This is a genomic window from Pseudomonas helleri, from assembly GCF_009600315.1.
Classification (GTDB): Bacteria; Pseudomonadota; Gammaproteobacteria; order Pseudomonadales; family Pseudomonadaceae; genus Aquipseudomonas; species Aquipseudomonas helleri_A.
Genome location: NZ_WIWC01000008.1, coordinates 96,335 through 116,046, shown reverse-complemented (window position 1 = coordinate 116,046; position 19,712 = coordinate 96,335). Strand labels below are relative to the sequence as shown.

19 protein-coding genes are annotated in these 19,712 nt (G+C 57.7%); 15 read left to right on the top strand and 4 right to left on the bottom strand.

All coding sequences use genetic code 11. The features are described from left to right. From GHN86_RS07480 to GHN86_RS07425, 13 genes are all read left to right on the top strand, one after another. Positions 1-1,314 carry a cobyrinate a,c-diamide synthase gene (locus tag GHN86_RS07480; protein WP_153376929.1) on the top strand — a complete coding sequence of 438 codons (1,314 nt, stop codon included), beginning with the start codon at positions 1-3 and terminating at the stop codon, positions 1,312-1,314. Next, positions 1,311-1,961 carry a 5,6-dimethylbenzimidazole synthase gene (gene bluB / locus GHN86_RS07475; protein WP_153376930.1) on the top strand — a complete coding sequence of 217 codons (651 nt, stop codon included), beginning with the start codon at positions 1,311-1,313 and terminating at the stop codon, positions 1,959-1,961. Before GHN86_RS07480 ends, bluB begins: the two co-directional genes overlap by 4 nt. Next, positions 1,958-2,866: an adenosylcobinamide-phosphate synthase CbiB gene (gene cbiB, locus GHN86_RS07470; protein ID WP_153376931.1), complete on the top strand. Its 909-nt coding sequence runs from the start codon at positions 1,958-1,960 to the stop codon at positions 2,864-2,866. Before bluB ends, cbiB begins: the two co-directional genes overlap by 4 nt. After that, positions 2,859-3,851, top strand: a complete 993-nt coding sequence (gene cobD / locus GHN86_RS07465; protein ID WP_153376932.1) for a threonine-phosphate decarboxylase CobD — start codon at positions 2,859-2,861, stop codon at positions 3,849-3,851. Before cbiB ends, cobD begins: the two co-directional genes overlap by 8 nt. Beyond that, positions 3,848-5,299, top strand: a complete 1,452-nt coding sequence (locus tag GHN86_RS07460; RefSeq protein ID WP_153376933.1) for a cobyric acid synthase — start codon at positions 3,848-3,850, stop codon at positions 5,297-5,299. Before cobD ends, GHN86_RS07460 begins: the two co-directional genes overlap by 4 nt. 101 nt (positions 5,300-5,400) lie before the next feature. Next, positions 5,401-5,922, top strand: coding sequence for a bifunctional adenosylcobinamide kinase/adenosylcobinamide-phosphate guanylyltransferase (gene cobU, locus GHN86_RS07455; RefSeq protein ID WP_153376934.1), 522 nt, complete (start codon positions 5,401-5,403; stop codon positions 5,920-5,922). Further along, positions 5,919-6,974 carry a nicotinate-nucleotide--dimethylbenzimidazole phosphoribosyltransferase gene (gene cobT, locus GHN86_RS07450; protein WP_153376935.1) on the top strand — a complete coding sequence of 352 codons (1,056 nt, stop codon included), beginning with the start codon at positions 5,919-5,921 and terminating at the stop codon, positions 6,972-6,974. Before cobU ends, cobT begins: the two co-directional genes overlap by 4 nt. Further along, the gene (locus tag GHN86_RS07445) at positions 6,971-7,546 is read left to right on the top strand and encodes a histidine phosphatase family protein (protein WP_153376936.1); all 576 of its coding nucleotides are present in this window, start codon (positions 6,971-6,973) and stop codon (positions 7,544-7,546) included. The genes cobT and GHN86_RS07445 overlap by 4 nt, the downstream gene beginning before the upstream one ends. A gap of 1 nt (position 7,547) precedes the next feature. Next, positions 7,548-8,276 (top strand): adenosylcobinamide-GDP ribazoletransferase, encoded by a 729-nt coding sequence (locus tag GHN86_RS07440; protein ID WP_153376937.1) that lies wholly within the window; start codon positions 7,548-7,550, stop codon positions 8,274-8,276. A gap of 60 nt (positions 8,277-8,336) precedes the next feature. Then, positions 8,337-8,750: a MarR family winged helix-turn-helix transcriptional regulator gene (locus tag GHN86_RS07435; RefSeq protein WP_153376938.1), complete on the top strand. Its 414-nt coding sequence runs from the start codon at positions 8,337-8,339 to the stop codon at positions 8,748-8,750. Between the two features lie 53 nt (positions 8,751-8,803). Further along, complete coding sequence (locus GHN86_RS07430; protein ID WP_153376939.1) at positions 8,804-10,012, top strand: MFS transporter; 1,209 nt, start codon at positions 8,804-8,806, stop codon at positions 10,010-10,012. Further along, positions 10,009-10,131: a hypothetical protein gene (locus tag GHN86_RS23860; RefSeq protein WP_267129093.1), complete on the top strand. Its 123-nt coding sequence runs from the start codon at positions 10,009-10,011 to the stop codon at positions 10,129-10,131. The genes GHN86_RS07430 and GHN86_RS23860 overlap by 4 nt, the downstream gene beginning before the upstream one ends. Positions 10,132-10,179: 48 nt before the next feature. Continuing rightward, entirely contained in the window at positions 10,180-10,731 is a 552-nt protein-coding gene (locus GHN86_RS07425) for a glutathione peroxidase (RefSeq protein ID WP_153376940.1), read from the top strand. 83 nt (positions 10,732-10,814) lie between these two features. Here the strand turns inward: GHN86_RS07425 and GHN86_RS07420 are convergent, their stop codons facing one another. The 3 genes from GHN86_RS07420 to GHN86_RS07410 form a co-directional block, all read right to left on the bottom strand. Then, positions 10,815-12,095, bottom strand: coding sequence for an OmpP1/FadL family transporter (locus GHN86_RS07420; protein ID WP_153376941.1), 1,281 nt, complete (start codon positions 12,093-12,095; stop codon positions 10,815-10,817). A 146-nt stretch (positions 12,096-12,241) separates the two neighbouring features. Then, on the bottom strand, positions 12,242-12,721 hold the full coding sequence (locus GHN86_RS07415) for a hypothetical protein (RefSeq protein WP_153376942.1): 480 nt from the start codon (positions 12,719-12,721) through the stop codon (positions 12,242-12,244). 266 nt (positions 12,722-12,987) lie between these two features. Beyond that, complete coding sequence (locus tag GHN86_RS07410; protein WP_007898912.1) at positions 12,988-13,212, bottom strand: hypothetical protein; 225 nt, start codon at positions 13,210-13,212, stop codon at positions 12,988-12,990. A gap of 976 nt (positions 13,213-14,188) precedes the next feature. Between GHN86_RS07410 and GHN86_RS07405 the strand changes: the two genes are divergently transcribed. Next, the gene (locus tag GHN86_RS07405; RefSeq protein WP_153376943.1) at positions 14,189-14,512 is read left to right on the top strand and encodes a sel1 repeat family protein; all 324 of its coding nucleotides are present in this window, start codon (positions 14,189-14,191) and stop codon (positions 14,510-14,512) included. Positions 14,513-14,684: 172 nt separating this feature from the next. After that, entirely contained in the window at positions 14,685-16,061 is a 1,377-nt protein-coding gene (rmuC, locus tag GHN86_RS07400) for a DNA recombination protein RmuC (RefSeq protein WP_194286172.1), read from the top strand. Between the two features lie 88 nt (positions 16,062-16,149). Here rmuC and GHN86_RS07395 read toward each other — a convergent pair whose 3' ends face one another. Continuing rightward, on the bottom strand, positions 16,150-19,620 hold the full coding sequence (locus GHN86_RS07395; RefSeq protein WP_153376945.1) for a PAS domain-containing hybrid sensor histidine kinase/response regulator: 3,471 nt from the start codon (positions 19,618-19,620) through the stop codon (positions 16,150-16,152). Positions 19,621-19,712: the final 92 nt, after the last annotated feature.

Below are 19,712 nucleotides of genomic sequence, written 5' to 3'. Positions count from 1 at the left end.
ATGAGAGAGTCGCGTCATTGCCCGGCGGTGTTGATCGCCGCACCGGCCTCCGGTCAGGGCAAGACCACCGTTACCGCCGCCTTGGCCCGTTTGCATCGCAATCAGGGGCGTAAGGTTCGGGTGTTTAAATGTGGCCCGGATTTTCTCGATCCGATGATCCTCGAGCGTGCCAGCGGTGCGCCGGTGTATCAGGTTGATTTGTGGATGGTGGGTGCTGAAGAAAGCCGTCGCCTGCTGTGGGAAGCGGCGGGTGAGGCCGATCTGATTCTAATCGAAGGCGTGATGGGGCTGTTCGACGGCACGCCTTCGAGTGCCGATCTGGCCAGGCATTTTGGGGTGCCGGTGCTGGGTGTGATTGATGGCACGGCCATGGCCCAGACCTTTGGGGCCTTGGCTTTGGGGCTGGCGCGTTATCAGCCTGACTTGCCTTTTGCCGGGGTGCTGGCCAACCGGGTGGGCACGGTGCGCCATGCGCAGTTGCTGGAAGGCAGTTTGACCGAAGGGTTGCGCTGGTATGGCGCGCTGTCCCGCGAGACCGGGATTGAGTTGCCCAGCCGCCATCTGGGATTGGTGCAAGCCAGCGAGTTGAATGACCTGGATGCTCGACTCGATGCGGCGGCCAATGCCTTGGCCAGTACCTGCGAGGTAGCGCTGCCACCAGCGGTGACGTTTGACGCGCCCGAGTCTGTGATCGTTGAACCGCTGTTGGTGGGTGTGCGCATTGCCGTGGCCCGTGACGAAGCATTTGCCTTCACCTATGGCGCAAGCTTGGCGTTATTGCGTGAGATGGGCGCTGAGTTGCTGTTCTTCTCACCGATTCGCGACACTCAATTGCCTGAAGCGGACAGTCTGTATTTACCCGGCGGCTACCCCGAGTTGCATCACCTTGAGCTGTCGCGCAATCGCCCGATGCTGGAAGCGATTCGCGCCCATCATGCCAGCGGCAAGCCTTTACTGGCTGAATGCGGTGGCATGCTTTATCTGCTTGACGCCCTGACCGACGTAGACGGCCAGCGTGCCGAGCTGGTGGGTTTGCTGGCCGGTGAGGCAACCATGCAAAAGCGTCTGGCCGCGCTGGCATTACAAGCCGTCGACCTGCCCGAAGGGCAATTACGCGGTCACACCTACCACCATTCGTTGACCAGTACCGAACTTGAACCCATCGCCCGGGGCTTGAGCCCCAATGGCGGGCGCGGTGCAGAAGCGGTGTATCGCGATGGGCGCATGACCGCGTCATATGTGCACTTTTACTTTCCGTCCAATCCCCAGGCCATTGCCGCGTTGCTTGCGCCGTGCGCCGTGAAGGTGTCATGAGCAACAACGCATTTAGCCCTGTAGAGCGGGCTGCTGTTTACCGAGCCATCGCCGAACGCCGTGATATGCGCCACTTCAGTGGTGGCAGCGTGGCACCTGAACTGCTGTCGCGTTTACTTGAAGCGGCGCATCAGGCGCCCAGTGTTGGGCTGATGCAGCCCTGGCGGTTTATTCGCATCACCGATCGCCCCCTGCGCGGCAAGATTCAAGCGCTGGTCGAGGAGGAGCGAGTGCGCACTGCCGAGGCGTTGGGCGAACGTTCCGATGAGTTTATGACGCTCAAGGTTGAAGGCATCAACGATTGCGCCGAGGTCCTGGTGGCTGCGTTGATGGATGACCGCGACAAGCATATTTTTGGCCGCCGCACCTTGCCGGAAATGGACATGGCGTCGTTGTCCTGCGCCATTCAAAACCTCTGGCTGGCGGCTCGTGTCGAAGGATTGGGCATGGGCTGGGTCTCTTTGTTCGAACCTCAAGCGCTGGCGGACCTGCTGGGTTTGCCCGCCGGTGCCAAGCCTCTGGCTGTGCTGTGCCTGGGGCCCGTCGAAGCGTTTTACCCGGCGCCCATGCTGGTACTGGAAGGGTGGGCGCAAGCGCGTCCACTGAGCGAGTTGGTGTACGAGAATTATTGGGGAGTCAGTGCATGAGTGTGGCCTTGCTGTGCGTGGCCGGGGTGGCGATGGATGCGCTGCTCGGTGAGCCAAAACGCTGGCATCCGCTGGTGGCGTTCGGCCGCATGGCCGATCGTATCGAGCGGCGCTTCAACTCCGGCGGGCGTGGCTGGCGCAGTCATGGCGTAACGGCTTGGGTGCTGGCAGTGCTGCCATTGACGGTGCTGGCCACCGCATTGTCATGGCTGCCCTACATCGGCTGGTTGGTGGAGATTGTGGCGCTGTATTGCGCACTGGGCCTGCGCAGCCTCGGTGAGCACGTGCAGCCGGTGGCTCAGGCATTGCGCAGCCAGGATCTGGATGAGGCGCGCACGCGAGTCGGCTATTTGGTCAGTCGCCAGACCAGTGAGCTGGATGCCACCGAGGTGGCCCGTGCTGCCACTGAGTCGGTGCTTGAAAACGGCAGCGATGCAGTGTTCGCCGCGTTGTTCTGGTTCGTTGTGGCCGGTGCGCCGGGCGTGGTGCTCTATCGTCTAAGCAACACGCTGGATGCCATGTGGGGCTACCGCAATGAGCGTTTTGAGCGTTTTGGCTGGGCGGCGGCGCGCATTGACGATGTGCTGAACTATATTCCTGCGAGGTTAGTGGCGTTGACCTACGCCGTATTGGGCAAAACCAGACTCGCCCTGAAGTGCTGGCGCACCCAAGCGCCAAAATGGGACAGCCCCAATGCTGGCCCGGTCATGGCCGCGGGCGCGGGTGCATTGGCGGTTGAACTGGGCGGCGCGGCGATTTATCACGGCGAGCTGCATGAGCGCCCGCAACTGGGTGAAGGCGCACCCGCCGACGCCGACGCCATCGACCGGGGCTGGCAACTGGTGAAGCGCGGTGTGTGGTTATGGTTATTGATCCTGTGCGTGGGGAGTGAATTCTATGCTTGAACACGGTGGCCGATTACGTCAGGCAGTCCTTCATTACGGCATTGCCGAGTCGGACTGGCTGGACTTGTCCAGCGGTCTCGCTCCCTGGCCATTTGAAGTGCCGGACATCCCCGAGCGTGCCTGGGCGCGTTTGCCGGAAACCGATGACGGTCTGGAGCACGCTGCCTGTGCGTACTACGGCGCGCCGAACGTTCTGCCGGTGCCGGGCTCGCAATGTGCGATTCAACTGCTGCCGCGTCTGCGTCGCAGTGGCAAGGTTGGCGTGCTGTCGCCGTGCTATGCCGAACACGCTGAAGCGTGGCGGCGCAGCGGGCACATCGTGCGGGAAATCATGGAGGAAGAAGTCGATTTCTACCTTGAAACACTGGATGTGCTGGTGGTGGTTAACCCCAACAACCCCACGGGTTTGAAGTTGTCACCCGAGCGTTTGCTTGAGTGGCATGCCCGGCTCGCACAGCGCGGGGGCTGGCTGGTGGTTGACGAAGCGTTTATGGATAACACGCCTGATCTGAGCCTGGCGACCCATAGCTGGCGAACCGGACTGATTGTGTTGTCTTCCTTTGGAAAGTTTTTTGGTCTGGCCGGCGTTCGTCTGGGTTTTGTGCTGGCCGAACTCAAACTGCTCAAGTTGTTGGCCGAACAGGTCGGGCCTTGGGCGGTCAGTGGGCCGACGCGGATTGTCGGCAAGGCCTGCCTGCTTGATACGCAAGGCCAGCAACGCCAGCGTGAGCGCAGCGAACTGGCCGGCGCCCGTCTGGCGCGCTTGCTCAGTGCACACGAATTAATGCCACACGGCGGCTGTGCACTATTCCAGTGGTTGATCACGCCACACGCTGACCGGCTTTACGAATTTATGGCGCAACGCGGCATTTTGTTGCGTCTGTTTCCCCACAACAGCAGTGTGCGTTTTGGCTTGCCCGCAACCGAAGGCGATTGGCTGAGGCTGGAGCAGGCGTTGTTGGCGTACACCAAGGAAAGTCCATGAGCACATTGATGGTGCAGGGCACCACCTCCGATGCCGGTAAAAGCACGCTGGTTACGGCATTGTGCCGCTGGCTGACACGTCAGGGCGTGCGCGTGGTGCCGTTCAAACCGCAGAACATGGCGCTCAATAGTGCCGTGACCGCAGAGGGCGGTGAGATTGGTCGCGCTCAGGCGGTACAGGCACAGGCGGCTGGGTTGGCACCGCACACAGACATGAACCCGGTGCTGCTCAAGCCCAACAGCGACACCGGCGCACAAGTGATTATCCATGGCCGTGCAGTGACCAGCATGAATGCAGTGGCCTATCACGATTACAAAGCCATCGCCATGCAAGCGGTGTTGGCCTCGCATCAGCGTTTAAGCGAGCAATACCCTGTGGTGATGGTTGAAGGCGCAGGGTCGCCGGCCGAGATCAACTTGCGAGCCGGTGATATTGCCAATATGGGCTTTGCCGAAGCCGTCGACTGCCCGGTGATCCTGATTGCTGACATCAATCGTGGCGGGGTGTTTGCGCATCTGGTCGGTACCCTTGAGCTGCTCTCGCCCACAGAACAGGCCCGGGTTAAAGGATTCATCATCAATCGCTTTCGTGGCGATATTGCCTTGTTGCAGCCGGGGCTCGACTGGCTTGAACAGCGTACCGGCAAGCCGGTGATAGGCGTGCTGCCGTATGTGATGGACCTGCACCTTGAGGCCGAAGACGGTATTGACCAGCGTCAAACCGACAAGGTGGAGCAAGTGTTGAATGTGGTGGTGCCGGTGCTGCCGCGTATCAGCAATCACACCGATTTCGACCCTTTGCGCTTGCATCCGCAGGTGAACTTGCAATTTGTCGGGCCGGGTCAGCCCATTCCGCCTGCGGATTTGATCATCCTTCCTGGCTCGAAAAGTGTGCGCAGTGATCTGGCCTATTTGCGCGCCAATGGCTGGGAGACGGCCATCCGCCGTCACTTGCGTTACGGCGGCAAAGTAGTGGGCATTTGTGGTGGTTTGCAGATGCTCGGTGAGCAGGTTCACGACCCGCTGGGGCTTGAAGGGCCTGCGGGGTCGAGCGATGGGCTGGGCTTGCTGGCCTTCAGCACCGAGCTTGCGGCCGAGAAACAGCTGCGCAACGTGCGCGGGCATTTGACCCTGGAAAACGCAGCGGTCAGCGGCTACGAAATTCATGCGGGCGTGACAACGGGCGCAGCGTTGGAACGGCCCGCGGTGCACCTGCAGGACGGTCGATGTGATGGCGCGCAGAGTGCGGACGGGCAGGTGCTCGGCACCTACTTGCATGGTTTGTTTGAATCCCCGGCTGCGTGCAGTGCACTGCTGCGTTGGGCGGGTTTGCAGGATGTGCAGGCGGTGGACTATCACGGGTTGCGCGAGCGCGACATTGAGCGTCTGGCGGACCTGGTGGAGAACCATCTGGACACGGCTTATCTGCGGGAATTGTGCGCAATTTAGAGAACACTTGTGTAGCCGCTGCCGAAGGCTGCGATAAGGCTGCGCAGGACCTTCCATGAGGTCTATCGCCGCCTTCGGCAACAGCTACGGGGATTTAACACATGCTGCAACTGATTTTAGGCGGTGCCCGCTCCGGTAAAAGTCGGCTGGCCGAAAAGCTGGCTGGCGAATCGGGCTTCGCCGTCACCTACATCGCTACCAGCCAAACGCTGGACGGCGAGATGAACGAGCGCGTACGCCATCATCGCGAACGTCGCCCCGCGCATTGGGCGTTGGTCGAGGAACCGCTCGAACTGGCCCGAGTGCTGCGCGAGAGCGCGCGCGAAGACACCTTTGTACTGGTCGATTGCCTGACACTCTGGCTGACTAACTTGCTGATGCTGGAAAACCCGCAGCGTTTGAATGCCGAGCGTGACGCACTGTTGGCGTGCCTGGCTGAACTGCCGGGGGAAATTGTTTTTGTCAGCAACGAAACCGGAATGGGCGTCATACCGCTGGGCGAGTTGACCCGTCGTTATGTCGATGAAGCCGGTTGGTTGCATCAAGCCTTGGCCGAGCGTTGTCAGCGAGTGGTGCTGACAGTCGCGGGCCTGCCCCTGACATTGAAAGGAACTGCACTATGAGTACTCCGTGGTGGCTGAAACCGTGCCAGTCGGTTGACCCGCAACAAACGGCGGCGGCTGTTGCGCGTCAGCAGCAACTGACCAAGCCGGCTGGCTCACTGGGCCAACTGGAAGCGCTGGCCGTGCAACTGGCGGGTCTGCAAGGCCGTTTGAAGCCCCGCGCCGACGCGCTGTGGATTGCCATTTTTGCCGGTGATCACGGCGTGGTGGCGGAAGGCGTTTCGGCTTATCCGCAAGCGGTCACCGGGCAAATGCTGCATAACTTTGTGAGCGGCGGTGCGGCGATCAGCGTGTTGGCACGTCAGTTGGGCGCGCAACTGGATGTGGTGGATTTGGGCACGGTCACGCCGATGCTTGATCTGGCGGGCGTGCGTCATCTGCAACTGGGCGCGGGCACGGCCAACTTTGCCCACGGCCCGGCCATGTCGGACAGTCAGGGGCTAAAAGCCTTGCAGGCAGGACGTGACAGTGTGTTGCGTGCACGTGAGGTAAACAGCGAGCTGTTTATCGGCGGCGAAATGGGCATCGGCAATACCGCCTCTGCCAGCGCCGTGGCCAGTGCGTTACTGGGCTGTCCGGCCTCGCACTTGACCGGGCCGGGCACAGGTCTGGACGCGGCGGGTGTGAGCCATAAAGCCCGGGTGATCGATCGCGCGCTAGCGTTTCACGAGGGCTATCTGGACGATCCGTTACAGACCTTGTTCCGCCTGGGTGGTTTTGAAATTGCTGCACTGGTGGGGGCTTACGTGGCCTGTGCTCAGGAAGGCGTCGTGGCTTTGGTTGACGGCTTCATTTGTACGGTCGCCGCGATGGTCGCCGTGCGTTTGAACCCTGAGTGCCGCCAGTGGATGATCTTCAGTCATCAGGGGGCTGAGCAGGGCCATCGTCACGTCCTTGAAAGTTTGCAGGCACAGCCCTTGCTCGATTTGGGGCTGCGTTTGGGCGAAGGCAGTGGCGCGGCGCTGGCCGTGCCGTTAATCCGACTGGCCTGTGACCTTCATGGGCAAATGGCGACCTTCGCTGAAGCGGCAGTGGCGGATCGCCCGGCATGAGGGTGCATCTGGACTTGCTTCGTCACGGTGAAACCGAGTTGGGGGGCGGCTTGCGCGGCAGTCTCGATGATGCACTAACGGCTCAGGGCTGGGCGCAAATGCGTGCAGCCGTCAAAGGCCAAGGTCCGTGGCAGCGCATCGTCAGCTCTCCGCTGCAGCGCTGTGGGTTATTCGCCCGCGAGCTGGCGCAACAACTCGGCGTGCCGTTGACCTTCGAAAAAGACCTGCAAGAATTGCATTTTGGCGAGTGGGAAGGGCGCACCGCGGCTGCACTGATGGAGACCGACGCTGAGGCGCTGGGCCAGTTCTGGTCTGATCCTTACGCATTTACCCCGCCCGGCGCGGAGCCGGTCACAGCGTTCTCCACCCGTGTACTGACCGCAATCGGCCGTTTGCAGCAGCGTTATGGGGGTGAACGGGTGTTGGTGGTTTGCCATGGCGGTGTGATGAAGTTGCTGTTGGCTCAGGCACGAGGTTTGCCCCGTGAACAGCTATTGCAGGTGCCCGTGGTCAATGGCGCTCTGTTTTCATTGCAGGTGCAGGCGGATGGCGTGTTGAGCGAGGCAGGCTGACATGTTGCCTTTCTGGATCGCCTTGCAGTTCCTGAGCAGTTTGCCGATTACGTTGCCGGGCATGCCAAAACCTCAGGAATTGGGAAGTTCCTTGCTGTTTTACCCGCTGGTGGGCGCGCTCTTTGGCGGGGTGCTTTGGGGCGTAAGCGCGTTGCTGGCGGGCACACCGCTGATGTTGCACGCTGCCTTGCTGCTGACGGTTTGGGTGATGCTCAGTGGCGGGCTTCATCTGGATGGGCTGGCTGACAGTGCGGATGCCTGGCTGGGTGGTTTTGGTGATCGTGAGCGCACACTGACCATCATGAAAGACCCGCGCAGCGGTCCGATTGCGGTGGTCACCCTGGTGTTGGTATTGCTGCTGAAATTCTGCGCCTTGCTGGCCTTGATTGAGCAGCAGCAGGCGATGGCTTTGCTGATAGTGCCCTTGATTGGCCGCAGCGCCTTGCTGGGTGTGTTTCTGACAACACCCTATGTGCGGGCGGGCGGTTTAGGGCAAGCGCTGGCGGATCACTTGCCACGCAAGGCGGGCTGGTGGGTATTGGTGTTGAGTGCGGCGGTATGCGTGGCCCTGGCCGGGTATGCAGGGCTGTGGGCGCTGATGCTGGCAACCCTGGGATTTGTCTGGTTGCGCCACCTCATGATGCGCCGTCTGGCAGGCACCACGGGCGATACCGCCGGCGCTTTGCTGGAATTGCTTGAAGTGTTGATGCTGGTGGGATTGGCGCTGTAAAGGGCTATCCGTAACGCATTAAATCTTGATTCTCCATTATTGCGGGTATATACATACAAAATGTTACCAACCCAATGTTTATGCACCAACCTGCGGCGTGCCTCACGAGGCATCAGTAGGCATTACGACGGCGCCCTTGATGGCTTCGGGATCAATGTTGCGCAGTTTTCCTTAATGACCAACCTCAAGCGCCTCGACCAGCCGAGCATCTCCAGCTTGGCTGAAGCGATGGGGCTGGATCGCAGCACCTTGGGGCGCAATTTGCGTGTACTCGAAGGAATGGGGTTGGTGAAACTGGCAGAGGGCGAGGATCAACGCAATCGGCTGGTGTGCCTGACCGAAGAGGGAGAGAGGCGGCTGATGGCAGCCTTGCCCGCATGGGAAGCCGCGCAGCAGCGGCTTATCGACCGACTGGGTGAGGAGCGCCGCGAACAACTGTTGCAGCTATTGGATGAATTGGCGGGTACTGAATGAGGCATCTGTCTCACGTTTAGACATGGGTATATACCCACGCTTGGAGAATAATAATGACAACGGTGTGGCGTAACAGTGTCTGGGTACTATTGGGCAGTGCGTTAATTTTGGCGCTGTCTTTGGGCGTGAGGCACGGGTTTGGGCTGTTCTTGCCACCCATGAGTGCGCAATTCGGTTGGGGCCGCGAGGTGTTCGCGTTTGCCATAGCGTTGCAGAATTTGATCTGGGGTTTGGCGCAGCCCTTTACCGGGGCGTTGGCTGATCGGTTTGGCGCTGCCAAAGTGGTCTTGATTGGCGGTGTGCTGTACTCCGTTGGCCTTGTGTTTATGGGGTTGTCGGACTCGCTGCTGTCATTGTCGGTCAGTGCAGGCTTGTTGATTGGTATCGGACTATCAGGCACGTCGTTTTCGGTGATTTTGGGCGTCGTGGGGCGCGCCTTGCCTCCTGAAAAACGCAGCATGGGCATGGGTATCGCCAGTGCAGCAGGGTCTTTTGGTCAATTTGCGATGTTGCCGGGAACCCTGGGCCTGATTGGCTGGTTAGGCTGGTCGACTGCCTTGCTGGTGCTGGGAATGATGGTGGCGCTGATCATACCGCTGGTCTCGTTGCTCAAGGACCGGCCCATGCCCAGCCTGGGCGGGGAGCAAACGCTTAAAGAGGCACTCAGGGAGGCGTGCTCGCACTCGGGTTTTTGGTTGTTGTCGTTCGGCTTTTTTGTCTGCGGGTTTCAGGTCGTCTTTATCGGTATACATCTACCGGCCTATCTGGTGGATCAGCATTTGCCTGCTACGGTCGGTACAACGGTGTTGGCGCTGATTGGCCTGTTCAACATATTTGGCACCTACACGGCAGGGTGGCTCGGGGGGCGGATGTCCAAACCTCGTTTGCTGACCGGCTTGTATCTGGCGCGTGCCGTAGTGATCGTGCTGTTTCTGTGGGCGCCGGTGACACACCTCAGCGCATACCTGTTTGGTATGGCCATGGGTTTTCTGTGGCTCTCCACCGTACCGTTGACCAATGGCACCGTCGCGACCCTGTTCGGGGTGCGTAATCTGTCCATGCTGGGGGGCATCGTGTTCCTCTTTCATCAACTGGGCGCTTTCCTCGGAGGCTGGCTGGGCGGTGTGGTCTATGATCAAACCGGCAGTTACGACATCATCTGGCAGGTCTCGATTGTATTGAGCCTGCTGGCAGCAGCCTTGAACTGGCCGGTGCGCGAGCGCCCTGTGGCGCGGTTGCAAGCGCAGGAGAGTCTGGCGTGAAGTTAACGTGGATAGGGTTGGCGGCTGTGAGTGCCGGTTTTATCTTGCTGGCACTGGCGTGGTGGGGCTGGCATCAAGGCGGGCTGGCGCTGATGCAGTTAGGGCTGGGCACTTGCTAACCTTTGCATTTCGTATAGACCAAGGCTTCTTGATTAAGGAAAACCACAATGTTTAAGCGCTGGGCTGCGATGCCTGTATTGCTGTTGGCCTGTGCCGGATCGGCCTGGGCAGCTGATTGCCCGCCGCTTTTGGAGGGCTCATTGCCCAAGTTACGGGCCAAGGAGTCAATCGACCTGTGTGAGCGATTTGCCGGCAAGCCATTATTGATCGTCAATACCGCGAGTTTTTGCGGCTTTGCGCCACAATTCAAAGGGTTGGAAGCGCTGAACAAGCGATTTAATGCGCAAGGCCTTGAATTGATTGGAGTGCCTTCGGACGACTTTAAACAGGAAGCCAAAGACGGCGAAGAAACTGCCAAAGTTTGCTACGTCAATTACGGCGTCACGTTCACCATGATCGACCCGCAAAAAGTGCGAGGAGATGATGCAACGCACATGTTTAAAGTGTTGGCAGAACAGAGCAGTGCGCCGAAGTGGAACTTTTACAAGTATGTCGTTGATCGAAAAGGCAATGTGATTGCCAATTTTTCCAGTCTGACCAAGCCGGATGATCCAGAACTGATCGAGGCAATCAATAAAGCCATCGCTTCAAAGTCCTGACCGTCCCACATTGAAAAGCCCCGCCTCTTGAAGAGAGCGGGGCTTTTTTAACTCAGTGGGCAATGAATCATGCGCTCAGAGAGTTAGAACTTGTAGGTTGCACCTACCGCAAAACCGTTTGCACTGTTTTCATACTTGGCGCTGTAAGAATTGAGTTGGTTCGAGTCATGAACTTTTACCGACTCTTCTTTCAGGTACGAATACGCGGCATCAATGGTCAGGTTTTCATTGACGGCATAACCGGCGCCCAAGCTGAAAATCGTACGGTCGCCAGTAGGGATACGCGGCGAACGGTTTTCGTTATTGGTCGGCGACTGATCCCATGACAGACCGGTGCGCAGGATCCATTGTTTGTTCAGCTGGTAAGACGTACCGATGGCGTATGCCCAGGTGTCATGCCAGTTCTGTTCTTCCTTGATCGTGCCAAATAGTTGCGAACCAATAGCACCCGAGTTGACCGGGCTGACACCTTCGTTTTTCACGGTGATGTCTTTCAGACGGCTCCAGCGAGTCCAGGTGGTACCCGCGTAAACTCTCCATGCATCGCTCAGCTCCTGAGTGACGGAAAGGTCATAGGATTCTGGGGTATCAATGGACAGCGAAGCGTCGTAGCGATTGCTCTTCATCAGCTGTGCCGGGGTGCCGGCTGCCGCGGAGACTTTGGTGTGACCATCAAGGTCGTAGCTGACCTTGGAGTGGTAAGTCAGACCGACGCGAGTCGTATCAGTTGCCTGAACCAGCACGCCAATGTTGAAACCCAGAGCGGTATCGGTGCCCTTGATTTCGACGTTGGTATCACCAAACGCAGGGTTGAGCGTCAGGTCGGATTCGAGCGTACCGGAAATGTGGTTAATGGTCGGACCAAAACCTATCGACACGCGATCGTTGAAGGCGTAGCTGACGGTCGGTTGTAACGTGACAACCTTAACTTCGCTCTTCTTGCCAAACGCGCGACCCTGGAAGCCGCTTTCATAATCGGTCACCAGGCCGAAAGGTGCGTATACCCCAAAACCGACTGCCCATTGGTCATTCAGTTTATTGGTATAAAAACCCATCGGGACGCCAGTAAAAGGAACCATGTCACCTTTGTTGGTGCCAGGGTATCTACCTGAAGCATCTTTAATATCGGTCGAGGCGTCAATTACAGCAATGCCGCCAGTAATTTGCTGGCCGCTAAGGCGGGACATACCGGCAGGGTTGCCAAATACAGTACTTGCATCGTCGGCAATAGATGAGCGACCTGCGAAACCGGTCCCCATACCGCTAACGCTTTGTTCGTTAAGTGCGAAGCCACTTGCGAAAATCTGACTGGAAGCCAAAGTGACGGCGAGGCTAAGTGTGGTCTTGAGCATTACTTTTTTCATTATTAGAACTCCTTTTGATCACCGGACGAAAGCTACCAACATTTTTAATTAAGCGCTATAGGCTAATTCGCAGAAGTTAACGTTGTTTTGTAGGACAATCCGCACGGTTTTAGATCTTTTTTATAATAGTGTGTATGGCTTATAACTTAAGCCACATGGTTGAGGGGTGTAACGCAACTGCGCCAGGCATTTGCAAAATCACGCAAACGTCCTTGTGGTTCAAAGGCTTGGCGCCAGATTCTTGCCATACCTTGCACATCATCTGCAGCGGGGATAGACACATGAAGCTGTTCTATTAACAGCCAGGCAATAGCGGTGGCGTACCGTAAATTTACGGTGAGTTCCAAGTGAGGGTTGCCTAAAAAGGCATGTTGGCTGGCCAGTCCACGAACCAGGCTCGCCAGGTCAGGCGTGCGCGCAAGATAGTCATCCCAAAGCGCAGCGTGGCGAGGCTCGCGAATACAGTACAGGCCATGCCCTCTGCGGTCGTGCAAGGCAGCTCCCAAACGGGACTGGCTGGCGGCAATGCCCAGCAACAAAGTTTCGGCATTTGGATTGTGCTGACCCAGATAAGCAAGCGTGGGTCTTATGACGTACAGACTCAACTCTCTGGCAGCGATACCCATAATGTCCTCGACGCCTGTAAATGGCCGGCGACCCACAAGGGCTTGGCAGCAATGAGTCGGAAGGGGGCGCCGGAAGCGGGTTAAACCGCTTAACTTGAAGTCTAGTGTCATATATCAGCTGTAAAGGACTGTTTTTAAATCATTTGCAGCATCGAGGGGATGGCTATATATCTGCAAGTACTTAAGCGCTACCGGATATTTCTCAAATGCCAGACAACAAAAAGCCCTGCTTGATAAGGCAGGGCTTTTGGGGTGACGCTCAGGTTTCAGGCAACCAGTGCCTGACGAGTACGTTCGATCACAGCTTGCAGAGGTTCTGCGCTGGAATATTGATCGGGGTACAGGCGCTCGCTGTGACGGGCGATGCCGTGTTCGTTGACCAGAGTAAAGCTGAAGCATCCTTTGCGAGCGGCCATAATCAGGCAGTTCATTGGAGCAAAGGCGTTGGTTAGGGTGCGAATGGCATCCTGAGTATGGATTTGAGTCGACATAGTTATTAGGTGTTCCTACAAATGACACGGATATGATCCGTGCTGCGTTAAAACGTTCCAGTAACGTCGAGCTATCTTTGGCTTGACGAAGAACCTGACTGGAACAAAGCCGCCAGATGTAGCGCATAAATTATGTGGCGCTTGGGCTGGCAGGTAGGTACTTAGGAGGGCAGGCAATCACAACGGGAGCTAAGGTTCCATGCTCGGGGTGAAGATCCTGATCAATTTGCAGGTTGGTTCGGTCAGAATAAAGCGCTTCGCGCTACCCTTCGATTTTTCAAAGGCCGTAGCGTCGCAAGATTTACCTGGAAACCATCGAGGGGGACGATCCTGTTTTTCAGCGTTTCTTCGACGTTATGGAAGATGGCTTAAGGATTTGTTCGGCCCGAATTGACTTTCAGCTTGGTACTAACGCTGCGGATAGTATCAGTTGAAAATTTAAATGCAAGTGTGTTAGTGAAAATACATTCTGTAGCCGTTCCCTCAAAGTCGATTGCCATAGGGTTAGCTCAAGGTAGCTGTAGACCATTTTTAGCGCAGTCGCGGTGCTGGCTCAATGCCCTGTAGTCATTGGGAAGGATTGTCTTACGGTGGTTTGAGCCAGTGCGCTGTTTGCAGGATTGAGCGTTTTCATACCTCGTTTTGTACAGCGAAAAGGGACTTGTGCACATTAATGGCGCAGCCCGAAAAACAGCTTGGCAGGTGAGGGTGCGGCCTTGCTTAGCCTGTTTGGCAAATTTAAGTCAATGAAAAACATCGTTTTTTGCAGTTGGTGAAAAAATCGACAGTTTGACCTTGGGCCGCGTGGGGTGGGCGTTTGCGAGGGTTTCAGTAGGGTTGTCCACTGACTTATCCACAGGATCTGTGGATTGTCCCGTGCGCTAGCTCTAGATCGCGGGTGTAGACTTTTTTAGGCTTTACCAAGACGAAAAAAGGAGTAGAGTGGCGCGCCTTCTGTTCTGCCCTACAGTATTTTATGAAGTTTCGCACAACTACTGCTTCCGCAGCTCGCCCGACCACATCCTCTGATGCCCCCAAGCGCTTTTCACTGCGTGTGGCTATCTGGTTGCTGGATAACCCTCGTCTGGGCGCTAATCCCAGCGTCAAGCACGTTGCCGGTCACTTGCTGAAACAACCAGCCCGCCAAGGTGTGGTGTTGGCGCAAAGCCGGTTAGGGCAACTGATGTGCCGTGACTGCGGGAGTGCCCGCGACCGGCGAATCGGCCACGAACTCTTGCGTCAGGCCGCACGTGCTGGCGACCGCGTCGCGCAGCAAGAACTGAGCAAAAACGAAGGCTGAGCTGTCTTCAGCCTTGCAGCTTGGTTAACCTTGCTCTTTTACCGCATGCGGAGGGGTTATGGCCCTGGACTTGAACAGCATTTTGCTGGGGCTGTTAGTGGCGGGTTTGCCGCTGTTGGCGCTCCTGTGGCAGTTGCAGCGCCGTTACAGTGCTCATCCCGCTGAATTGGCCATGCTCAATGAACGCCTGAGTTTGGCCCAGATGGCGCATGAGGGTCTAAGCGCTCAGCTGGATGCCAGCCGTGATGAGATCAGTGATCTGGGGCAGGCCAACGCTGCCAAGCAAGCCGAGCTTGCCGCGCTGCGTCGTGAGGTTGAGCTGTCGCAGGTAGAGCGTGATAACTCACGTGATGCTGCCCATGCGTGGGGTGTCGAGCGCAGCCTCAAGGAAACCGAGTTGCGTCGCCTGGACGCTCACGCCGCTGCGCTGGCCGCCGAATTGCGCGAACAACAAGACAGCCATCAGCAGCGACTCAATGACCTGCAAGGCTCACGCGATGAGTTGCGGGCGCAATTTGCCGAACTGGCGGGCAAGATTTTCGATGAGCGTGAACAGCGCTTCGCCGATACCAGCAATGAGCGCCTGGGTCAGCTACTCGATCCGCTGAAAGAGCGCATTCAATCGTTCGAAAAGCGCGTTGAAGAAAGCTACCAACAAGAAGCGCGTGAACGCTTCTCCCTGGCCAAAGAGCTTGAGCGCTTACAGCAGCTCAATTTGCGCCTGAGTGATGAAGCTACCAACCTGACTCGGGCACTCAAAGGGCAGAAAACCCAAGGCAACTGGGGGGAACTGATCCTTGAGCGCGTGCTTGAGCATGCCGGGCTGGAAAAAGGGCGTGAGTATCAAACCCAGGTCAGCCTTAAAGGGCCCGACGGCGAGCGTTTTCAGCCAGACGTTTTGATCATGTTGCCGGGTGACAAGCAGGTGGTGGTCGACTCCAAGGTGAGTCTGACGGCGTATCAGCAGTATGTCAGTGCTGATGACAATGTCATCGAGCAAGCCGCCCTCAAGCAGCACGTACTGTCACTGCGCAATCATGTGAAAGGCTTGGCCGGTAAGGACTATAAACGTCTTGAGGGGCTACACAGCCTGGATTTCGTTCTGTTGTTTGTGCCTATCGAAGCGGCTTTTTCAGCGGCCTTGCAAGCTGAGCCTAATCTGTTTCAGGAAGCCTTCGACCGCAACATTGTGATTGTCAGCCCGACTACGTTGCTGGCGACTTTGCGGGTGATCGACAGCCTCTGGAAGCAGGAGCGTCAGAGCCAGAATGCACGAGAAATCGCTGAGCGGGCGGGTTGGCTGTATGACAAGTTCGTGCTCTTTATTCAGGATCTGGATGAAGTCGGTAATCGCTTGCAACAGCTTGATAAAGCCTATGCAGCGGCGCGCAACAAACTGACAGACGGGCGCGGCAATCTGGTCAGTCGCAGCGAGCAGTTGAAATTGTTGGGTGCACGCGCCAGCAAAAGTTTGCCAACGGAACTGCTGGAGCGCGCGATGGCTGATGTAGATGGCGTGGCTCACCCGCTGGAGCAGAGCGCGCCATAAATTCCGTAGCAGCTGCCGCAGGTTGCGTCAGGCTTGATGCGTAATTGCGCCAGCGGCGTCTGCGCAGCGGCTACAGCGGCTACAGCGGCTACAGCGGCACATGCCGGCTCAGCAGCGCTCTGAGCGCCGCTGGTTTGACCGGCTTGGGCAAGTACTCCAGCCCTGCAGCATGGACTTGAGCAATCATCTCCGGCCGACCGTCGGCGCTGATGACAACCCCCGGCACAGGTTCACCCAGCTCAGCCCGCAACCAGCGCATCAGGTCGGTGCCCACTTCACCCTCATCCAGATGGTAGTCAACCAGCACCAGCTGCGGCCTCACACCTTCATTCAACAGTGCGGCGCACTCTTCGCGATTGCGCGCGGTCCAGACACGGCACCCCCATCGCGTCAGCAAACTCTGCATGCCGATCAGAATGCTGTCTTCGTTGTCGATACACAGGACTTGAGCGCCTTTTGCCGTTTGGCCGTTTTGTTCGGGAACGTTCGGCTGCGGTGCTGCCTGACTTTTGGCCAGTGGCACCCGCACGCTGAATACGCTGCCTTTGCCCTGCCATGAGCGTACTTGCAGGCTATGCCCGAGCACTTGGCACAAACCGTCCGCAATCGCCAAGCCAAGGCCCAGGCCTTTCTCTGCGCGGGTCTGGTGACTGTCCAGGCGTTTGAACTCTTCAAAAATGACCTTGAGTTTGTCCTCGGGAATTCCGGGGCCTCGGTCCCACACTTCGAGAGAAAGCTCATTGCCGCGTCGACGTACCCCCAATAACACCGGACCTTTTGCATAGCGGAAGGCATTGGTCAGGAAGTTCTGCAAGATACGGCGCAGCAATTTGATGTCGCTGCTCACGCGCAGCCGACTCCCCCTCACTCTGAAGCTCAGACCTTGTTCCTTGGCCTGTGCTGTGAACTCATTGCCTAGCGTGTCGAACAGGTCATTGATGGCGAAAGGCTTGATGTCGGGGGTGATTTTTCCGTTTTCCAACCGTGAAATATCCAGCAGGTCACTGATCAGATCTTCAGCAGAGCGCAATGAGCTGTCCAGATGCTGCACCAGCTTCTTCGCTTCCGGGCTCAGTTCCTCTTCCTGGTGGGAGAGCGCTGAAGAAAAGAGTCGAGCTGCATTCATCGGCTGCATCAGGTCATGGCTGACGGCTGCGAGGAAACGGGTCTTCGACTGGTTGGCTGCTTCGGCCACGCCTTTGGCTTCAGTCAGTGCCTGATTGAGTTGCGACAGCTCATGGGTACGCTCAGTTACTCGCTGTTCGAGCCCTTCATTCGCTTCGGTAAGGGCTTGTTCAGCCTCACGGAACGCGGTGATGTCGGTAAAACTCATCACGAAGCCACCGCCCGGCATGGGGTTGCCGATCAGCTCGATCACTCTGCCATTGGGGAACAGCCGTTCGGAGGTGTGTGCCCGGCCTTGACGCATCCAGTGCAAGCGGCGGGCCACGTGGACCTCTGCCTCGCCGGGGCCGCACAGGCCACGTTCGGCGTTGTGACGAATGATGTCGGCAATCGGGCGGCCGACACTGATCAGTCCTTCGGGGTAGTTGAAGAGTTCAAGGTAGCGCCTGTTCCACGCCACCAGCCGCAGTGACTGATCGACCACGCTGATGCCTTGAGTGATGTTTTCAATGGCACCCTGAAGCAGGGCGCGGTTGAACTGCAAGACTTCCGAGGCTTCGTCCGCAATCCGTACCACATCCTCAAGCTGCATTTCCCGGCCTTCAATAGCCGCCTTGACCACCGCTCGGGTGGATGAAGCACCCAGAACCCCGGCCAGTAACCGTTCGGTATGAGCGATCCACTCACCGTCAGCATTTTGATTGGGATTAAAGCCTTTGCCCTGACGATAGGCAAAGCGGATAAAGCTCTGACGCGCCCGTTCTTCGCCGACAAAACGCGCGGCCAATGTCAGCAAGTCATTGATCTGCACCGACAGCATCGAGCGCCCGCTGGGATGGCTGCTGATTTCCTGACCAATAAAACGACCGGCTTGCCAATGTTCAGAGACGCGGGTGCGCGACAGCACGGACACCCAGGCAAATAGTGTGAAGTTGCCAGCCAATGACAGCACCACGCCTTGGGTCAGCGGAGTGATTGGTAAGCCAAGGGGGTTACTGTGCAACCACGCCAGCCCGGGGAAATGACTCAGTTGTAAGCCCAGGCTGTGGGTAATCAGCGGCAGCACCAGGGTGTAGAACCAGATAAATGTTCCCGCAGCGAGCCCGGCGAAAACGCCTCGGCGGTTAGCTTGTTTCCAGTACAGCGCGCCCAGCATGGCGGGTGCCAGTTGAGTCACGGCAGCAAAGGAAATTTGCCCGATGGTGGCCAGACTTGCGGTAGAGCCCAGCAAACGATAACTGACATAGGCCAGCAGCAAGATCACCAGAATCGACACGCGCCGCACCGAGAGCATCCAGTGGCGGAACACTTCAAAGGGGCGCTCGGCATTTTTATGCCGCAGCAGCCACGGCAGCAGCATGTCATTGGACACCATGGTCGACAGCGCCACACTGGCCACAATCACCATGCCGGTGGCAGCGGAAGCGCCGCCGATAAAGGCCAGCATGGCAAGTGCCGGGTGTGCTTGCGCCAATGGCAGGCTGATCACGAAGGAGTCGGGCAATACCGAACTGGGCAAGAGCATTTGCCCCGCCAGTGCGATAGGCACCACGAACAGTGCGGCCAGAATCAGATAAGCCGGGAACACCCATTTGGCCAGACGCAGATCCTGCGGTTCGATGTTTTCGACCACGGTCACATGGAATTGGCGCGGCAGGCAGATGATCGCCATCATCGCCACACCCGTTTGCACCACCATGGAGGGCCAATTGATGGTTTCTTTCCAGTACTCCTCAAGGCGCGGAGCCAGCATGGCTTGATCGAACAGATCCTCGAAGCCGTCGTACAAGCCGTAGGTCACAAAGGCACCGACGGCGAGAAAGGCGAACAATTTGACCAATGCCTCAAAGGCGATCGCCAGCACCATGCCCCGGTGGTGCTCGGTAGAGTCGAGGTTGCGGGTGCCGAAAACGATGGTAAACAGCGCCAGAATCAGCGAAACGATGAGTGCCGTGTCCTGAGCGCGAGTGCCGGTAGCGTCTGCGCCAGCGCCAATCAACAGGTTGACCCCCAGCACAATGCCTTTGAGTTGCAGGGCGATATAAGGCAGCACGCCCACCAGGCAGATCAACGCCACCACAATCGCCAGCGATTGCGATTTGCCGTAACGGGCGGCGATAAAGTCGGCAATCGAGGTGATGTTCTCCTGCTTGCTGATCATCACCATTTTTTGCAACACCCAGGGTGCGCACACCAACAGCAGTACCGGGCCTAGATAGATAGGTAAAAACGCCCACAATTGTTCCGCGGCCTGACCAACGGCGCCAAAGAATGTCCAGCTGGTGCAGTACACCGCCAGCGACAAGCTATACACCCATGCGCGAACCCGCGGCGGCAGCGGTTTGCTGCGCCGGTCACCGTAAAAGGCAATGGCGAACATAACGGCCATGTAGGCCAAGGCAACGGCGGCGATGAGCCCGCTGGACAACGACATGGACACTCCTGAATGTGAAAGACCGCAGCGATCCAGCTACAGCAGACTAGTCTCGCATGATGCTTGAATAACGTCAGCGTCGACCAAGGTCT

Coding starts and splice junctions, on each gene's coding strand:
- GHN86_RS07480 (WP_153376929.1), top strand. CDS start 1: ATGAGAGAGTCGCGTCATTGCCCGGCGGTGTTGATCGCCGCACCGGCC.
- bluB (WP_153376930.1), top strand. CDS start 1,311: ATGAGCAACAACGCATTTAGCCCTGTAGAGCGGGCTGCTGTTTACCGA.
- cbiB (WP_153376931.1), top strand. CDS start 1,958: ATGAGTGTGGCCTTGCTGTGCGTGGCCGGGGTGGCGATGGATGCGCTG.
- cobD (WP_153376932.1), top strand. CDS start 2,859: ATGCTTGAACACGGTGGCCGATTACGTCAGGCAGTCCTTCATTACGGC.
- GHN86_RS07460 (WP_153376933.1), top strand. CDS start 3,848: ATGAGCACATTGATGGTGCAGGGCACCACCTCCGATGCCGGTAAAAGC.
- cobU (WP_153376934.1), top strand. CDS start 5,401: ATGCTGCAACTGATTTTAGGCGGTGCCCGCTCCGGTAAAAGTCGGCTG.
- cobT (WP_153376935.1), top strand. CDS start 5,919: ATGAGTACTCCGTGGTGGCTGAAACCGTGCCAGTCGGTTGACCCGCAA.
- GHN86_RS07445 (WP_153376936.1), top strand. CDS start 6,971: ATGAGGGTGCATCTGGACTTGCTTCGTCACGGTGAAACCGAGTTGGGG.
- GHN86_RS07440 (WP_153376937.1), top strand. CDS start 7,548: ATGTTGCCTTTCTGGATCGCCTTGCAGTTCCTGAGCAGTTTGCCGATT.
- GHN86_RS07435 (WP_153376938.1), top strand. CDS start 8,337: ATGTTACCAACCCAATGTTTATGCACCAACCTGCGGCGTGCCTCACGA.
- GHN86_RS07430 (WP_153376939.1), top strand. CDS start 8,804: ATGACAACGGTGTGGCGTAACAGTGTCTGGGTACTATTGGGCAGTGCG.
- GHN86_RS07425 (WP_153376940.1), top strand. CDS start 10,180: ATGTTTAAGCGCTGGGCTGCGATGCCTGTATTGCTGTTGGCCTGTGCC.
- GHN86_RS07420 (WP_153376941.1), bottom strand. CDS start 12,095: ATGAAAAAAGTAATGCTCAAGACCACACTTAGCCTCGCCGTCACTTTG.
- GHN86_RS07415 (WP_153376942.1), bottom strand. CDS start 12,721: ATGGGTATCGCTGCCAGAGAGTTGAGTCTGTACGTCATAAGACCCACG.
- GHN86_RS07410 (WP_007898912.1), bottom strand. CDS start 13,212: ATGTCGACTCAAATCCATACTCAGGATGCCATTCGCACCCTAACCAAC.
- GHN86_RS07405 (WP_153376943.1), top strand. CDS start 14,189: ATGAAGTTTCGCACAACTACTGCTTCCGCAGCTCGCCCGACCACATCC.
- rmuC (WP_194286172.1), top strand. CDS start 14,685: ATGCTCAATGAACGCCTGAGTTTGGCCCAGATGGCGCATGAGGGTCTA.
- GHN86_RS07395 (WP_153376945.1), bottom strand. CDS start 19,620: ATGTCGTTGTCCAGCGGGCTCATCGCCGCCGTTGCCTTGGCCTACATG.